Raw genomic sequence first — 16262 nt, forward strand, 5'->3', positions numbered from 1 at the left:
TCAAATCACAAATCTGGACACCAGGCCGTTGAGTGAAACCGCCAGCCGCGAAAGCTCCTGGCTGGCCGCGCTGGTCTGTGTTGCACCGGTGGCGGTCTGCGTGGCCAGTTGGCGGATATTGACCAGGTTGCCATCCACTTCCCGGGCGACTTGCGCTTGCTGCTCGGCTGCGCTGGCGATCACCAGGTTGCGTTCGTTGATCTGCGCGAAGGAGGAGGCGATCTGATCCAGGGCCTGACCCGCCGCCTGCGCCACTTCCAGGGTGTCGCGGGCGCGGGTGTTACTGCCCTGCATCGCGTTGACCGCCTGCACGGTGCCTTGCTCAATGGCCAATACCAGCTGCTCGATTTCCTGGGTCGAGCGCTGGGTCCGATGGGCCAGGCTGCGCACTTCATCGGCGACCACCGCGAAGCCACGGCCGGCTTCACCGGCACGGGCCGCTTCGATGGCCGCGTTGAGTGCCAGCAGATTGGTTTGCTCGGCCACCGTGCGAATGACATCGACCACCTGACTGATGTCCCGCACCCGACCGGCCAGGTTTTCCACTTCACCCGCCGTCGCCGTGACGCCGCTGGCCAGTTCGCCGATCGCATCAACGGTGCGCAATACCTGCTGCCGGCCTTGTTGCGCGGTGAGGTCCGAGGCCCGTGTGGCATCGGCCGTGGAGGAGGCGTTGCGGGCCACGTCTTCGGCGGCAATGGTCATTTCGTTGATTGCCGTGGCTGCCTGCTCGATCTCGCCATTTTGCTGGTGCAATCCACGGCTGGCATCTTCGGTCACCGTACTCAACTCTTCGGCAGCCGATGCCAGCTGATTGGAAGACTCGGAGATCGCCAGGATGGTGTCGCGCAGATTGCCCTGCATGATTGCCAACGCACCCATCAAGCGTGCCGGTTCATCACTGCCGACCACCACCGTGCGGGTGGTCAGATTGCCGGTGGCCACCGTCTCGGCCAGTCGCACCGATTGGCGCAGGGGCAGGACGATGCTGCGAATCAGGCCGACGGCGACCACGCAGGAGGCCAGCGCGACAACCAACAGCACCCCGATAACGCCGGTGCGCGCACTGTTGAACACATCGACGCTGTGGGCGGCAGCACCGTTGGCGCCACGGTTGTTGAATTCGATCAGGTCGGTGAGCGTCTTGCTCAGCTCATCGGCACGGGGGTTCATCTCACCATTGATCAGGTCTCGGGCTTCGTCGAGTTGATTCTTGCGCGACAGCTCGATGACCTTGGCCTGGAGCGCCATGTAGGCCGCCTCGGCGCTCCTGAACCGGTCGAACAACACCCGGTCTTCATCGACGAGAATGGTCTTTTCGTACTGCCCCATTTCCTTGCGCGATTCGGCCTTGAGCACGTCCATCTTCTTGTAGTTCTGCTCGAGGGTCTGCGGATCGCGGCTGATCATGACGCGCAGGGTCAGGGCACGGATGCGTTGCACGTTTTGCGCGCCGTGACTCAAGGCCATCACCCCGGGCAGCCAATCGTCACTTATCTGTCGGGTGCTTTCACGCATGTCGTCCAGCCGGGACAGCGCAAATATTCCCAATCCCGCAGTCAGTACGACAACCAGACTGAAACCAATGGATGCACGCCAAGCAATACTGATATTCCTGATCATTTTCTGGATTCTTCTTATGAGTTTTTGGCGATTGGCTCCCGCCATTCAAGGCCGATCGCTGGAAAATGAAGGCGTGGAGCGATTTGTTTCTAAGGGGTTTTCAGGCGGTCGGCTTTTCATTGGACGACATTTGCTTTTCATTTCATGACAGATTCACGGCGCTCAAAGGGCGAATCCTTTCAGCTTGCTCAGCGAAGGCTTAAGCCTGCGAAAGCTTCATCCTGAAGGATTGTCTTGAGGACCTGTGGGAGCGAGCCTGCTCGCGAAAAATGTCAGAGCCACGTGGTCAGTCAGACGCCCCGCGTTATCGTTGACGTCCATCGCGAGCAGGCTCGCTCCTACAGAAAAGCCGAACGCATTTCCTTGTGGGAGCGGGCTTGCCCGCGATGAGGCCGGTACATTCAACATCAATGGCGCCTGACAAACCGCCATCGCGAGCAGGCTCGCTCCCACAGGAGAACGCATTTCCCTGTGGGAGCGGGCTTGCCCGCGATGAGGCCGGTACATTCAACATCAATTGCGCCTGACAAACCGCCATCGCGAGCAGGCTCGTTCCCACAGCGGCGAACAGAAAAGTCAGCCGGCGTGACCGGTCACTTCGGTGCAAAGGGCTGTCAGTTGTTCGGCCAGGTCGATCACCCGGCGCGGGGCGTCGGGGCGCAGGTGCAGGGCGATTTCCAGGGGCGCCAGTTCGGCGAAGGACTCGGCAGGGCCCAAGCGTCGGTGGCCGGGCAGGGCCAGTCGCGAGGGCAGCACGCTGACGCCCAGGCCGTTGGCCACGGCCGAGCGGATGCCGGCCAGGCTGGCGCTGCTGTAGCCGATGCTCCAGCGTCGGCCGGCGCTCTCCAGCGCGTGGATCATTTCATCGCGATACAGGCCACCGACCGGAAACACCACCAGGGGCAGCGGGTCGCGTTCGTACGTGGGTTCGCTGAGGCTGTCGAACCAGGCCAGCGGTTCGGGCCAGGCGGCATGGCCCACGGCCTGGCCCGGACGCTGTTTGATCAGCACCAGGTCGTAGTCGCCGGCACAGAATTGCTTCCATAGCGTGTTACTCAGCCCGCTGCTGATCTCCAGCCGTATCGACGGATGCGCGCGGGCGAAGGCGCCGAGCGTGGGTGTGAGCAAGTCCGAGGCGAAGTCTTCCGGCACGCCGATGTGCACCTCGCCCTGGGCGTGGCCCTTGCGCAACTCTTGCACCATCTCCTCCATCAGGCCCAGGAGCCGGCGCGCGTAGCCGAGCAAACGTTCGCCGTCTTCGGTGGCGACGACGTAGCGCCCGCTGCGGTTGAGCAGCTCGCAGCCAAGTTGCTCTTCAAGGCGCTTCAACTGCTGGCTGATGGTCGATTGGCTCAGGTGCACGCGCTCACCGGCGCGGGTGAAGCTGCCGCTTTCCACTACCGCGACGAAGCTCTTGAGCAGCAGCGGATCGATCAGTGTTGAGGTCATTACGTTTCCCACTACCCGTCATTCGATCATTTCATTTCCGAATAATAGCACCAGCTTTTAATCTCCTTAACAAGCGACTCACCCCTGTGGCGAGGGAGCTTGCTCCCTTGCCACAAGTGACTCCATTACCAGGATAAATGTGATGACGAATGACGTGACACTGACAGCGACAAGCGTGCCGCGCACTCATGAAGTGTCATTGGCCGCACTGGTACTGCTGATGCTGCTGGGCCTGAATCTGCGGCCATTCCTGACCTCGGTGGGGCCGGTACTGGATCTGGTGCGCGTCGACATCGGCCTCGATTTTCGCGCCGCCGCGCTGCTCACCACCCTGCCTTTCGTGCTGATGGGCCTGGTTGCCTTCATGGGCATCGGTGTCGCTCGTCGCTTCGGCGAACGTGGGGCGCTGGCAGGTGCATTGTTGCTGTTGATGCTCGGATGCGGCTATCGCGCGGTGGTCCAGGACGGCGCGCAGTTGATTGCCAGTGCAGGTATCGCCGGCGCCGGCGTGGCGATGATCCAGGCCTTGATACCGGGTGTCGCCAAGCGCTGGTTCGCCGATCGCATCGCCATGGTGATGGGGCTTTACTCGGCGGCATTGGTGGGCGGCGGGGCGTTGGGCTCGCTGGCCAGTACCTGGCTGAATGCCTATGGCGGCTGGCGATTGGGGTTGTCCATCTGGGCATTGCCGGCGCTGGTGGTGTTCCTGCTGTGGCTGGTGTGCGCACCACGCACGGCGCCGGTGGCCGCTGGCGGACCTGCGCCGGTGTCGACCCGCAGCTTCTTCAGGAATCGGCGTGCCTGGCAGTTGGCCGCCTATTTCGGGCTCACCAACAGCGGCTACTCGAGCCTGGTGGCCTGGCTGCCGTCCTTCTACCAGCAGCAGAACATGAGCTTGCAGGCCTCGGGCAACTTGCTCGCGTGGCTGGCGATGTTCCAGGCGACGGCGGCGTTCGCCATGCCGATGCTCGCCCGCCGCAGCATCGACCGGCGCGCGGCCCTGTGGCTGACCATCGTGTTGCAGATGGTGGGCTTTGCCGGTTTCGCCATGGCCCCCAACGCCGCGCCGTGGTTGTGGGTCGCACTGGCCGGTTTTGGCCTCGGCGGGTTCTTCTCGCTGAGCCTGATCGTCAGCCTCGACCATTTATCCGGGGCGCAAGCGGCGGGCACCCTGGCGGCCTTTGTCCAGGGGATCGGCTTTTTACTCGCGTCCAGCGCGCCCTGGTTGATCGGCTGGTTGCGCGACTGCGGCGCCAGCTTCATCACCGGCTGGTGGCTGCACGTCGGGGTACTCGTGGCGATGGCGGTGCTGACCGTCAAGTTCGCTCCGGCGAGCTACCGGCGCAGCATGCAAAGTCTTATGTAGGAGCGAGCACGCTCGCGATGGTCGTTAACGATTACGCGTGTTTACCGGTTAAACGCGGCGCCTTTGAGTCCATCGCGAGCAGGCTCGCTCCTACAGGGAGCAGCATTAAAAACAGGGATGGCCATTTTTATAACCGCAATACCCACATGCATACGGAGAATAAAAAATGAAGAAGTTTGCAGTTTCGGTGGTTCTGGCCCTGGCCGCGAGCGGCGTGTATGCGAAAGACTTGCAAGTCATTCGTTTCGGCGTCGACCCCACTTACGCCCCGTTCGAGTCGAAAGCGCCCGATGGCTCGCTCGTGGGTTTCGATATCGATCTTGGCAACGCGATCTGCGAACAGCTGAAGGTCAAATGCGTGTGGGTCGAAAACTCGTTCGACGGCATCATCCCGGCACTCAAGGCCAAGAAGTTCGACGGCATTCTGTCTTCCATGAGCATGACCGAGAAGCGTTCGGCGCAGATCGCGTTCACCGACAAGATCAGCAATGTCCTGCCCCGTCTGATCGCGAAAAAAGGCTCACCGTTGCTGCCCACACCGGAATCCCTGCAAGGCAAGCGTGTCGGGATCGAGCAGGGCTCCACCCAGGAAGTCTATGCCAGGGCTTACTGGGCGCCGAAGGGTGTCACCGTCATGACTTACCAGAACCAGGACATGGTGTATCAGGACCTGATTGCCGGACGCCTCGATGCCGCGTTGCAGTCTTCGGTCCAGGCCGACCTGGGCTTTCTGAAAACCGAGGCCGGGCGTGATTTCGCCTTTGCCGGCGACTTGCTGCGCGACCCGAAAACATTGGGTGAAGGCGCAGGGATCGGCTTGCGCAAGGAAGACACTGAACTTCGCGAGAAGATCAACGGCGCATTGGCCGCGATTATCAGTGACGGCACTTACAAGACCATCTCCGACAAGTACTTCTCCTTTGATGTGTACAACTGACGGGAAGCAACTTCCGCGTAGCGGTGAAGTTTAAAAACAGCAAAAACAACAGTTAGACAGGCAATGCAAAGTCTGTTTGCGGGGGAGTCGTGCGCCCTCAAAGCACACGACTGATTTGCGAAACCGGACTTTGCGGCATTCAAAAACAAGAAAAGCACGATTGGACACGCCAGGTGGCATCGGTCGCCGTGACGGGTTCAAGGAGAATGTAATGTCCTTGGTAGATTATGGGCCGCTGATTGCGAGCGGCACCTGGATGACACTGAAGCTGGCGATATTATCGCTGCTGGCCTCAGTCATCATTGGTCTGGCCGGCGCCAGTTCCAAGTTGTCGGGGCATCGGTGGCTGCGCAACATCGCCACCGTCTATACCACGATGATTCGCAGTGTTCCTGATCTGGTGACCATGCTGCTGTTGTTCTACAGCATTCAAATCGTCCTCAACCAGATCACCGAAGGGCTGGGCATGGATCAGATCGATATCGATCCGTTTCTCGCCGGTGTCGCGACCCTCGCGTTTATCTACGGTGCCTACTTTACCGAGACCTTTCGCGGTGCTTTCCAGGCGGTCCCCCGTGGCCAGCTGGAGGCGGCCATGGCCTATGGCCTGAGCCCATGGCAGGGGTTTCAGCGCATTCTGTTCCCGCAAATGATGCGTTTTGCCTTGCCCGGTATCGCCAACAACTGGCAGGTCATGATCAAGGCGACCGCACTGGTGTCCATCATCGGTCTGTCCGATATCGTCCGGGCCACCCAGGACGCCGGGAAGAGCTCCATGCAGCTGTTCTACTTCACCGTGATCGGTGCCCTGATCTATCTCGCCATTACCACGCTTTCAAACGGCGTCCTGACCTGGCTTAAACATCATTACTCCGTCGGTATCCGGGAGGCAGAACTGTGATCGCGATTATCCAGGAATACTGGCAAGCGTACCTGTGGTCGGACGGCGCCAACTTCTCCGGCCTCTCAATCACCCTGTGGTTGCTGGTGTTGTCGATTGCGATTGGCTTCGTACTGTCGGTGCCGCTGGCCGTGGCGCGGGTGTCGAAAAACAGGTTCGTGCGACTGCCGGTCTGGTTCTACACCTATGTGTTTCGCGGCACGCCGCTGTATATCCAGCTGCTGATCATCTACACCGGTGTCTACAGCCTGAGCGTGGTGCGCGAGCACGAGTTCCTCGACATGTTCTTTCGCGAGGGCTTCAACTGCACGGTGCTGGCGTTCGCGCTCAACACCTGCGCCTACACCACCGAAGTCTTCGCTGGCGCGATCCGGTCGGTGCCGTATGGCGAGGTGGAGGCGGCGAGGGCTTACGGCCTGTCCCGGTTCAACCTGTACCGCCGGATCATCCTGCCTTCGGCGCTGCGGCGCGCGCTGCCGTACTACAGCAACGAGGTGATCATGATGCTGCATTCGACCTCGGTGGCGTTCACCGCCACGGTGCCCGACATCCTGAAAGTCGCCCGTGACGTCAACTCCGCCACCTATGCTTCATTCGAGGCCTTCTTCATCGCCGCCCTGTTGTACGCGGTGATTGCGCTGTCGCTTGTCTGGCTATTTCGTCGCGGTGAAACCCGCTGGCTGGCCTTCCTGAAACCCCAGGCCGCCTGAAGGCCGCATACCCAGGGCAACACCATGTACAAACTGACCGTAGACGATCTGTACAAGAATTATGGCAACCACGAAGTGCTCAAGGGCGTGTCGATCAAGGCCAAGGCAGGGGATGTGATCAGCATCATCGGCTCCTCAGGTTCAGGCAAGAGCACCTTTTTGCGTTGCATCAACTTCCTCGAACAGCCGTGCGCCGGACGCATCACGGTGAACGCCGAGGAAATCCGCACCGAAAAGGACAAGAACGGCGGGCTGCGCGTGGCCAACCAGAAGCAGCTGCAAAGCATGCGCACCAAGCTGTCGATGGTGTTCCAGCACTTCAACCTGTGGGCGCACATGACGGTGCTGGAAAACGTCATCGAGGCGCCGATGCATGCGCTGGGCCTGAGTCGCGACGAGGCGCAGGCCCGGGCGCGCAAGTACCTGGCCAAGGTCGGCCTGCCGGCGAGCATGGAAGCCAAATACCCGTCGCACCTGTCCGGTGGCCAGCAACAGCGCGTGGCGATTGCCCGGGCCTTGGCGATGGAGCCGGAGGTGATGCTGTTCGACGAGCCGACCTCGGCGCTGGACCCGGAGCTGGTGGGCGAGGTGCTGAAGGTGATGCAGGCGCTGGCCGAAGAGGGGCGGACCATGGTGGTGGTGACGCACGAAATGGCCTTTGCCCGCGAGGTGTCCAACCACGTGATTTTCCTGCACCAGGGCAAGATCGAAGAAGAGGGCAACCCGGAGCAGCTGTTCAAGCACACCAAAAGCGAGCGGCTCAAGCAGTTCCTGGCTGGCAACTTGAAATAGCCCGATGGGTGACTTGGTAAAGCCTGCTTCCGTTGGCTATCACGGGGGCAGGTTCAAACAGTGATGAGGTTCCAATGATGTTCTGGTTGCGTAATGTCCGCCCTTACGGCGGCGAAAATGTAGACCTGCAAATTGTCGACGGTCGCATCGGTGAACGTCGGCCAGCCAGTGGCAGTCCAGTGGTCGGCCTTGATCTCGATGGGCAAGGTCAAATACTCGTGCCGTCGCTGGTGGAAAGCCATATCCACCTGGACAAGACCCTGTGGGGCCAACCCTGGCGCCCGCACAGCGCAGGCCCGAACCTCAAGGCGCGCATCGCCAATGAGCGGCAAATCCTGCGCGAGCTCAAGTCCCCCATCGCCGAGCGCGCGGGTGCCTTGCTGGAGCAGTGCATCGCACGCGGCTCGCTGCTGCTGCGCTGCCATGTGGATGCCGATCCCGAATTGGGCATCGAACATGTGCAAGCCATGCTGGAACTGCGGCAACACTACGCCGATCTGGTGGACATCGAGTTCGTCACCTTCCCGCAAGTGGGCCTGGTCAACCGCCCCGGTGTTGAAGACTTGATGCGCGAAGCCCTGGCGCTTGGAGTCGAGGTGGTCGGCGGGCTGGACCCTTGCGGCATCGACAACGATCCCATCGCGCACCTGACGACCCTGTTCGAACTGGCCAGCCAGTTTGATCGCGGCATAGACATCCACCTGCATGACGGTGGCGAACTGGGGCTTTGGCAGATCGCGCGCATCGTTGATTTCACCGAGCGCTATCAGCGCCAGGGGCGAGTGATGATCAGCCATGCCTTTTGCCTGGGCATGAAGGACTGGTCTCAAGTACAGCCGCTGGCTGAACGGCTGGCGGCCAATCGGATTTCCCTGATGACCACGGCGCCGTCGGACATCGCCTATCCGCCGTTTAACGAATTGCGCTCGGCAGGCGTCAATGTGTGCCTGGGTTCCGATGGCATTCGCGACGCCTGGACCCCCATGGGCAATGGCGACATGCTCGAACGCGCGATGCTGCTGGCGTTGCGCTGCGGCATGCGGACCGACCCGGAAATCTGCGCCGCCTTCGACGCCGCTTCCACCAATGGGGCGCGGGCACTGGGGCGCAGTGATCACGGCCTGGCAACCGGGCAAACCGCCAACCTGTTGTTGCTGCCGACAGAGACGCTCAGTGAAGCCGTTGTGTCCCGACCGCTGGCGCGCACGGTGATCAGCCGCGGCAATGTCGTTGCGAAAAACGGCAGCCTGCTGCACAGCCGCCTGTGATCCCCAACACTTTCTCCGGATGCCTTGCATGACATTTCAATACGACGCCCATGCACCCTTCACCAAAGTCGACCTGCTGATCGAGCACGGCGTGGTCATTACCGTGGACGATCAACGGCGCGTCATCGAGGACGGCGCCGTGGCCGTGCACGGCGACCGCATCGTGGCGGTGGGGCGCACCTATGAACTGCGCGCGCGCTTCACGGCGCACAAGATCATCGATGCCCGTAACAAGGCGGTGCTGCCGGGCCTGATCGACAGCCACGCCCACGCCGGCCACGCCATGCTCAAGACCATTGGCGGCGGGGAGGGCGATGCCTGGATGCAGGCGTGCCAGACCATCTACACCTCGGCTTCCGGCGTGGAGTTCTGGGAGGTCGAGGCCAAGTTGTCGGCGCTGGAACGGCTCAAGTGCGGCACCACCACCGGCGTCTCGCTGTTGGGCGGGGGCGATTCGATCATGCGGGTCGATGATCCGGTCTATGCGCAACGTCACGCTCGGGCAGTGGCCGACATCGGTACCCGCTCGGTGGTCGCCGTCGGGCCGTCGCGGCCGCCAGCGCCGCGCACTTATCTGGACTGGTCGAGCGAGCCGCCCATTCGCCGTGACGTCAGTTTCGAGACCATGTTCGAGGTCTGCGAAGAAGTCGCCCGGACCTGTGACGGCATGGGCGACGGCCGGGTACGCATCGCTATCACCTTGCCGGTGTACGCGCCACAGTACGAGCCCGAGCATCTGGCGCTGGCACCTTTGTTCCGCCAGCAAGCTCGGGATTACCAGGCGCTGGCTCAGCGTTACGGCCTGACGTTCACCCAGGATGGCCACCGCGCCGGCACGCTGGCGCTGGCCCATCGTGAACTGGGTTTGCTTGGCCCAACTTCCTTCATGTCGCACTGCATCGACCTGACCGAAGAAGACATCGCCCTGTGCCACGAGACCGGGACCAGCATCGTGCACAACCCGAGCGCGATCATGTCGATCCTGGGGCGTTGCCCGGTGCCGGAGTTGATCGAGGCCAATGTCACGGTTGCCATCGGCTCCGATGGCGCCGCCCCGGACCGTGGCTACGACATGTTCCGCCACATGTTCCAGTGCATGCACTACCACCGCCGGCATTTCCGCGACCCGGACATCCTGCCCCAGGGCAAAGTCCTGGAAATGGTCACCATCGATGCCGCCAGGGCGCTGTCGATGGAGCATGAGATCGGTTCGCTGGAAGTCGGCAAGAAAGCCGACATCATCCTGATCGACCTGTTCAAGCCGCACCTGATGCCGATGAACATGCCGGTCCACCGCGTCACCTGCTTCGCCAACGGCGCGGACGTGTGCACCACCATCGTCGACGGCAAGGTCCTGATGGAGGACTACGTCGTGCACGCCGTCGACGAGGCCGCCGTGCTGGCCGAGGTGCAAGCGGAGTCGGAACGCATGCTGGACCGCAGCGGCTTGCGCCATCTCACACAAGAATCGCAAAGCCTCTGGCGCTCGGCGCGGTATCAATCCCCCGGTTAAATCACCGCTTTACCTGTGGGAGCGAGCTTGCTCGCGATGAGGCCGGCACATTCAACACCTGTGCCGACTGCCAGATCGCTATCGCGAGCAAGCTCGCTCCCACAGAAAAGCGACTCATAACCTGAGTCCCGATAACGCTCTACCTGTAGGAGCGAGCCTGCTCGCGATGAGGCCGGCACATTCAACACCTGTGCCGGCTGACGGATCGCCATCGCGAGCAGGCTCGCTCCTACAGAAAAGCGACTCATAACCTGAGTCCCGATAACGCTCTACCTGTAGGAGCGAGCCTGCTCGCGATGAGGCCGGCACATTTAACACCTGTGCCGACTGCCAGATCGCTATCGCGAGCAAGCTCGCTCCCACAGAAAAGCGACTCATAACCTGAGTCCCGATAACGCTCTACCTGTAGGAGCGAGCCTGCTCGCGATGAGGCCGGCACATTCAACACCTGTGTCGGCTGACGGATCGCTATCGCGAGCAGGCTCGCTCCCACAGAAAAGCGGCTCATGACGTGAACCCCAACAACGTCCTGCCAATGGTCAGGCGAATGGGCGAACTCGCCTTGAAAAAAACAAACAGTCACCCCCGAACAACGGCTGGGGCGACAGCACTTTCAATAACAAAAAGAGCAAAACACGATGCAAATGATGAAGTGGAACCTGGTTGCCCTGTCGGTTGCCGCCAGCCTCTCGCCACTGGCAATGGCCGCCTCCCAGGACGACAGCAAGGGTTTCGTCGACGACAGCACGCTTTCGATCCTGACGCGCCTGCAATACATGAACCGCGACTTCAAGCACGGTTACAGCAACCCTACCAACGGTGGCAGAAGCGGTTACCGTCAGGACACCGGCCTGGCCGAGCGCATCAATTACAGCTCCGGTTTCACGCAAGGCACCGTCGGGGTGGGTGTCGATGCTTACGCCACAGGTACCGTCAACCTCGACGGAGGCAAGGGTCGTGCAGGCAGTGACATGTTCCAGGTCAACAACGATGGCTCCGAAGCCAAGACCCAGTCGGCCGCCGGAGGCGCGGTCAAATTCCGCGTGTCCGACACCGTCGCCAAGTACGGCAACCAAGTGGTCGTCAACCCGGTGTTCAGCATGAGCGACAGCCGCCTGATCCCCGAAATCTCGACCGGCACCCTGGTGACCAGCAAGGAAATCAAGGGGCTGGAATTGAACGCCGGCCACTTCACCGCGCTGCGTACCCAGACGGGTCAGTTCAATGACAGTGCAGGTCTGGACGCTGCCGATTTCGTCAGTGCCACCTACAAGTTCAGTCCTGATCTGGTGGCCGGTGTCGCCGCTTCCGATGTTGAAGACAACTTCAAGAAGAAGTACCTCAACCTCAATTACAACCTGCCTCTGGTCGAGGGCCAGGCGCTGAACTTCGACCTCAATGCCTACCACACCAAAAGCCAGGGGCAAGAACTGTCGGGCAAGGTGGACAACAATCTGTGGAGCCTGGCAACCGCCTATAGCCTGGGGGCGCACAGGTTCACCGTGGCGTACCAACGCTCGTCCGGTGACACCCCCTATGCCTATGGGGTAGACGGCGGCGATGCGGTTTACGTGGCCAACTCCATCCAGATGTCCGACTTCGACGGCGCACAAGAACGCTCCTGGCAGGGGCGCTACGACTTGAACATGGCAGGCTACGGCGTACCGGGCCTGAGCTTCATGACCCGTTATGTGTACGGCGACAACATCCGCACCACAGAAGGCCCCGAAGGCCGCGAGCGCGAGCTCAACGTCGAAGTCAGGTATGTCGTACAGGATGGCGCCGCCAAGGATCTTTCGATGCGCCTGCGGGTGGCTTACTTCCGCGCCAACGATGCTTACATCCAGGCCGCCAACAACAACGATATCGGCCCTGGCAATGACGACATCCGGCTGATCTTCAACTATCCGCTGAACATTCTGTAAACCGCCAAAGCCGCCTTTCAGGGGCGTCTTGAACTCGGAAAACACAGCAAAGGCGCCCATCCCCGGTGGGCACCTTTGATTATTGCGTGACCGCGATACTGAACGCGGACAACGCTAGCCTTTGCCAGCGCTGCGTGTACTGCCTGTGCCGCTGTTATCTCCCTGGTTATTGTTGACCTTGACCTGTGGGCCGACGCCATCTCCGGTACGGAAGGTCGGCAGCGCAACCGAGTTCACGAATTTCACGCCGTCCCAGCTGGGTAATGGCGTGGGCATCAACTGGATCTGGCCCGGGTGCTCGGAGTCCCAGCGCAGCAGCATCGAGGTGTCCTCATGCTGTGTGTTGTGGCAGTGCTCCATGTAGGTACCGGCAAACTCGCGAATGTGCAGGGCCATTTCAACATTGTCGAGGCTGTCGGGATCCGGGCCTATGCGGTAGACATCCTTGCGCGCGCCTTTTTCCCATTCCGGTGGTGCCTTGCCACCCCGACTGAGAATGATCCCTTCCTCGAAGTGCACATGCACCGGGTGGGTCCAGCCGTTGCCGCCGTTCTGGATCTTCCAGACTTCCAGTGTGCCTTCTCCCTTGAACCCGGCCGGCGTCGGGCCGGTGGTCAGTTGTGGCGCGGCTGAAATCCGCCGCGGGTCCATGTTGAAGCCGGCGCCGCCATCGGTCTTGATCGTCCAGGGTTTGAAGTCCGTACCGTCGGAGCGGCCAAAGATAAAGCTGCGATGCCGAGCCTGGGCAAGTTTGGCGATATCGGCAGGGTCATCGCGGTGCAAGGGCAGGGGGATCATGAACTTGCCCTCGGGCTTGCCAGGCTTGGCGGGCTCGAAGTCGACCGGGTTCATGCTCAGGTCCTGGCCGGTGTAAGGCTGGACGTTCAGTTGCATGAACGCGCCCACCCCCGGGTCACCGTTGATCCACTGCGGCCCGTGGCTGGTCTGCCTTACCACCGGCAGGTACTTCTCGGAGAGCACATCGGCCAATGGAATGTCGCGGTTGGGCAGCTTGCCGTTTTCATGCTCCTCGATGTTGACGAAGAACAGCTTGTCGCCCGGCTTGATGCCGTTTTTCGAGAAGTCGACGACGATGTCATAGCGTTCGGCAACGCCCATCATCGGCAGAATGCCATTGTTGTCCTGTTTGTCGCCGTCGCCATTGAGGTCCAGGGTGCCATCGAACGGCACCGCGTGTTCCATGATATTGCCGTCGTTGGCAATCATGTGGAACGGCACCCGGTTGTAGGACACCCCGGAGTTTTTCGGGCCGGGAAACTCGCCACCGTTACCCTTGACCTGACGCACCACCGCCAGCTTGAAGAAGCGCGAAACCGATCCATTGAGAAGGCGGAAACGGTAGCGGCGGGCGCGTACGTCGAGGAAGGGTTTGTACTCCCAGTTGGTCAGTATCTGGTCACCGAGAAACCCGTCGGTGTTGAAGGGGTTGAACCACAGCTGCCCGTCCTTATCCCAGGCCTTGTCGGCGATCGTCAGGTTGATGTCGTAGTCACGGTTACCCCAACCCAGCGCCGTACCGCTGGGCAAACGCAGGTTGACGCCGTCGTCGACCGACTCGTTGCCACGGTCCACGGCGCTGTAGTAGTTCATCATCGTCGCGTTGCCCTTGTAGACGTTCTGCGCGGTGAAATCGAGCATGTGGTCGTGGAACCAGTGGGTGCTCATGGTCTCGCGCCAGTCACCGCGGATCTTGATGCTGCCGTGGTCGCAGGTCTTGAGGCCGGGGTTGGCATCGTTGACGAACAGGGTTTCACCGGGGTCGCACGGGAACGCAGCCCGTGGGTCGTCGGCGCTGGTATTGATGGTGTCATAACCGGCCAACTGGATCGGCCAGCGATAGTCGTAGTACTGCCCCGGGAAGAAGAAGGCGTTGGTAAAGCCGTCGCTTTCGGCAGGCGAGTGGCCGTTATGTTCGTGGGTGGTGATGGTGTGCAGGCCAAAGCCCCGGTTGGCCGCCGGGTCGATGGGCAAGGCATCGTAATGACGCATCAGCATCGCCTGGCCATAGCGCACCTGAAGCAATTTGGGTGGAAAGGTGCCGTCGAACGTCCATAAGGCGTTGTGGTCCTGGATGGGCAGGTTAGGGTGAAACTGCACTTGAATGCCCTTGGTGGTGCCCTCGTTGGCAGGCTCGCCGTTGGTGTTGTGGTAAAGCCCGCCTGGCGCAAATTCCCCCACGGCGTAATTGTGCCGTTGCATGTGATCGCGCAAGCCGCTGTTGACGTGTGCGCCGGCTTGCACGGTCTTGAAGGCGTCGCGGGGGAAAAATTCATTGAACCGCTGGTGCGCCCAACCTTTTCCCGGTGGCCGGCCTTCTGCTGGCGAATCGACCCGGCGATTGAGGAAATCCTCGATCTGCGCTTTCCACGGGTTGCGGTCCAGCACATTGGAAAATTCCGTGGGGAAGGGCGTCAATGCCGGCTGCCTGAGAAAGGCATCCAGCGCATCCGGCGACGGACCACTACGCGCCACCTTCAATGGATCCTGCGCTGGTGCGGGGCCCACCGTCGGGACCGGAAACGGCACAGGTGATGGCGGGTCGGCCGCATTGAGTGCGTTCGAACCGAACTCCTCGAACAGTTCAATCTTTTGCGTGAAGGGTTGAGCCCCGAACAACGGGCTGGCGTTGCCGTTCGTGGGGATATTGAAACTCGGTTGCAGATCGGGTGGCAGCACATTGTCGGCCAAGGGTGTCTGACGGTTGCCCACCACGCCATTGGGCAAGTCGAAGGCACCGATGTTTGCCGCAGGCTGCTTGATCAAGGCCTTCGATACTGCATCGGGGTTGGCAGGCTGATCGGTGAACGCCGATGGGTCGGTGGGAGGTGGAGGGTCGGTGTTGTCGAGAACAGCGGCCTGGGTGTGGGACAAACCCAGGCCCAGCATGATCGCGGCGGCAGAGATACAGAGTGCCAGCCTGGTTTTGGACAATGAACCATGATGCAACCTTGCGGTAACTAGCTTCATCGCAAACACCTCTGACGAAATGTGCGGAGCGCGTGGCAATGCCTGGACAACGTGTCACGGCTTCAATATCGGCTGGCAAAAGTTTCATTTCCAACCGGGATGATGGCGACGCAATTTTTTAGCCAGAAATGAAAGGAAAGGATGAGTGGCTCTACGCCCTATGCCCCTTGCTGTGGGCTTTGAGCGGGCGAGTCAAACGCTTGGGGAAAGCCACCCGTTAACGGGAAATATCCCCCAATACAGGGAGGTTTTTGCGAGGAATTCGGGATGGCGGAGGTGGCTGCTCTTTGAATGTGTCGATGGTTGCATTTGGCTTAAAACTGACTGATCAAACTCATATCTCTTTTAGTCCGTCCGAACGCAACCCGAACCTTTGGCAGTGCCTGCATGGAGCTGCGTGAAAATGCTGCGGAATCATTGAGTTACTTGATGGTCATAACCATCGACACCACCCACTTTCAGAGCATTTCCATGAATCGCGCAGTCATTCTGTTCCTGGCTATTTTCAGTACCTTGTTGTTGGGAGGCTGCGGCCCTCACTGGGATGATGGCGATCGGTACGGCCGCTACCACGACCATGATCATCGTCGTGGGTACGATCAGGGCAATGACAACGATCAGGGTTATGACCACCGTTATGATCGGCGCGACTATGATCGTGACCACCGTCGTTACCGCGATCGCGATGACAACGACTGATGTAATCACTCGGCATTAATTGTTTTTTCGGCGGCCTATAGTGCATCCCGACACCCATCCGCTGTCGGGAAATGCCAAACACCTGACCGCA

The 16262-nt window shown here is 60.7% G+C and carries 13 protein-coding genes; 9 read left to right on the plus strand and 4 right to left on the minus strand.

Annotated features, from left to right (window positions below):
* Positions 1-1623: a methyl-accepting chemotaxis protein gene (locus DKY63_RS31965; protein ID WP_110967795.1), complete on the minus strand. Its 1623-nt coding sequence runs from the start codon at positions 1621-1623 to the stop codon at positions 1-3.
* 576 nt (positions 1624-2199) lie between these two features.
* A complete protein-coding gene (locus tag DKY63_RS31975; protein WP_110967796.1) occupies positions 2200-3072 on the minus strand; it encodes a LysR family transcriptional regulator in 873 nt (290 codons plus the stop codon).
* A gap of 142 nt (positions 3073-3214) precedes the next feature.
* Between DKY63_RS31975 and DKY63_RS31980 the strand changes: the two genes are divergently transcribed.
* The 7 genes from DKY63_RS31980 to DKY63_RS32010 all read left to right on the plus strand — a co-directional run bounded on the left by DKY63_RS31980 (position 3215) and on the right by DKY63_RS32010 (position 10559).
* Positions 3215-4438 carry a cyanate transporter gene (locus DKY63_RS31980; protein ID WP_110967797.1) on the plus strand — a complete coding sequence of 408 codons (1224 nt, stop codon included), beginning with the start codon at positions 3215-3217 and terminating at the stop codon, positions 4436-4438.
* A 166-nt stretch (positions 4439-4604) separates the two neighbouring features.
* Positions 4605-5375, plus strand: coding sequence for an ABC transporter substrate-binding protein (locus DKY63_RS31985; protein ID WP_110967798.1), 771 nt, complete (start codon positions 4605-4607; stop codon positions 5373-5375).
* A gap of 211 nt (positions 5376-5586) precedes the next feature.
* The gene (locus tag DKY63_RS31990; protein ID WP_110967799.1) at positions 5587-6276 is read left to right on the plus strand and encodes an ABC transporter permease; all 690 of its coding nucleotides are present in this window, start codon (positions 5587-5589) and stop codon (positions 6274-6276) included.
* A complete protein-coding gene (locus DKY63_RS31995; protein WP_110967800.1) occupies positions 6273-6986 on the plus strand; it encodes an ABC transporter permease in 714 nt (237 codons plus the stop codon). Before DKY63_RS31990 ends, DKY63_RS31995 begins: the two co-directional genes overlap by 4 nt.
* 24 nt (positions 6987-7010) lie before the next feature.
* Complete coding sequence (locus tag DKY63_RS32000; RefSeq protein WP_110967801.1) at positions 7011-7778, plus strand: ABC transporter ATP-binding protein; 768 nt, start codon at positions 7011-7013, stop codon at positions 7776-7778.
* A gap of 77 nt (positions 7779-7855) precedes the next feature.
* Positions 7856-9046 carry an amidohydrolase family protein gene (locus DKY63_RS32005; protein ID WP_110968033.1) on the plus strand — a complete coding sequence of 397 codons (1191 nt, stop codon included), beginning with the start codon at positions 7856-7858 and terminating at the stop codon, positions 9044-9046.
* A 28-nt stretch (positions 9047-9074) separates the two neighbouring features.
* Positions 9075-10559 carry an amidohydrolase family protein gene (locus DKY63_RS32010; protein ID WP_110967802.1) on the plus strand — a complete coding sequence of 495 codons (1485 nt, stop codon included), beginning with the start codon at positions 9075-9077 and terminating at the stop codon, positions 10557-10559.
* Here the strand turns inward: DKY63_RS32010 and DKY63_RS32295 are convergent.
* Positions 10556-10807 carry a hypothetical protein gene (locus DKY63_RS32295; RefSeq protein WP_162634810.1) on the minus strand — a complete coding sequence of 84 codons (252 nt, stop codon included), beginning with the start codon at positions 10805-10807 and terminating at the stop codon, positions 10556-10558. The two genes, DKY63_RS32010 and DKY63_RS32295, sit on opposite strands and share 4 nt — an antisense overlap.
* A gap of 390 nt (positions 10808-11197) precedes the next feature.
* Between DKY63_RS32295 and DKY63_RS32020 the strand changes: the two genes are divergently transcribed.
* Positions 11198-12484, plus strand: coding sequence for an OprD family porin (locus DKY63_RS32020; RefSeq protein WP_110967804.1), 1287 nt, complete (start codon positions 11198-11200; stop codon positions 12482-12484).
* A 114-nt stretch (positions 12485-12598) separates the two neighbouring features.
* Here DKY63_RS32020 and DKY63_RS32025 read toward each other — a convergent pair whose 3' ends face one another.
* Positions 12599-15472 (minus strand): multicopper oxidase domain-containing protein, encoded by a 2874-nt coding sequence (locus DKY63_RS32025; RefSeq protein ID WP_110967805.1) that lies wholly within the window; start codon positions 15470-15472, stop codon positions 12599-12601.
* A gap of 471 nt (positions 15473-15943) precedes the next feature.
* Here DKY63_RS32025 and DKY63_RS32030 point away from each other — a divergent pair, with 471 nt between their 5' ends.
* Positions 15944-16171 carry a hypothetical protein gene (locus tag DKY63_RS32030; protein ID WP_110968034.1) on the plus strand — a complete coding sequence of 76 codons (228 nt, stop codon included), beginning with the start codon at positions 15944-15946 and terminating at the stop codon, positions 16169-16171.
* Positions 16172-16262: the final 91 nt, after the last annotated feature.

The organism is Pseudomonas putida (assembly GCF_003228315.1).
GTDB lineage: Bacteria > Pseudomonadota > Gammaproteobacteria > Pseudomonadales > Pseudomonadaceae > Aquipseudomonas > Aquipseudomonas putida_S.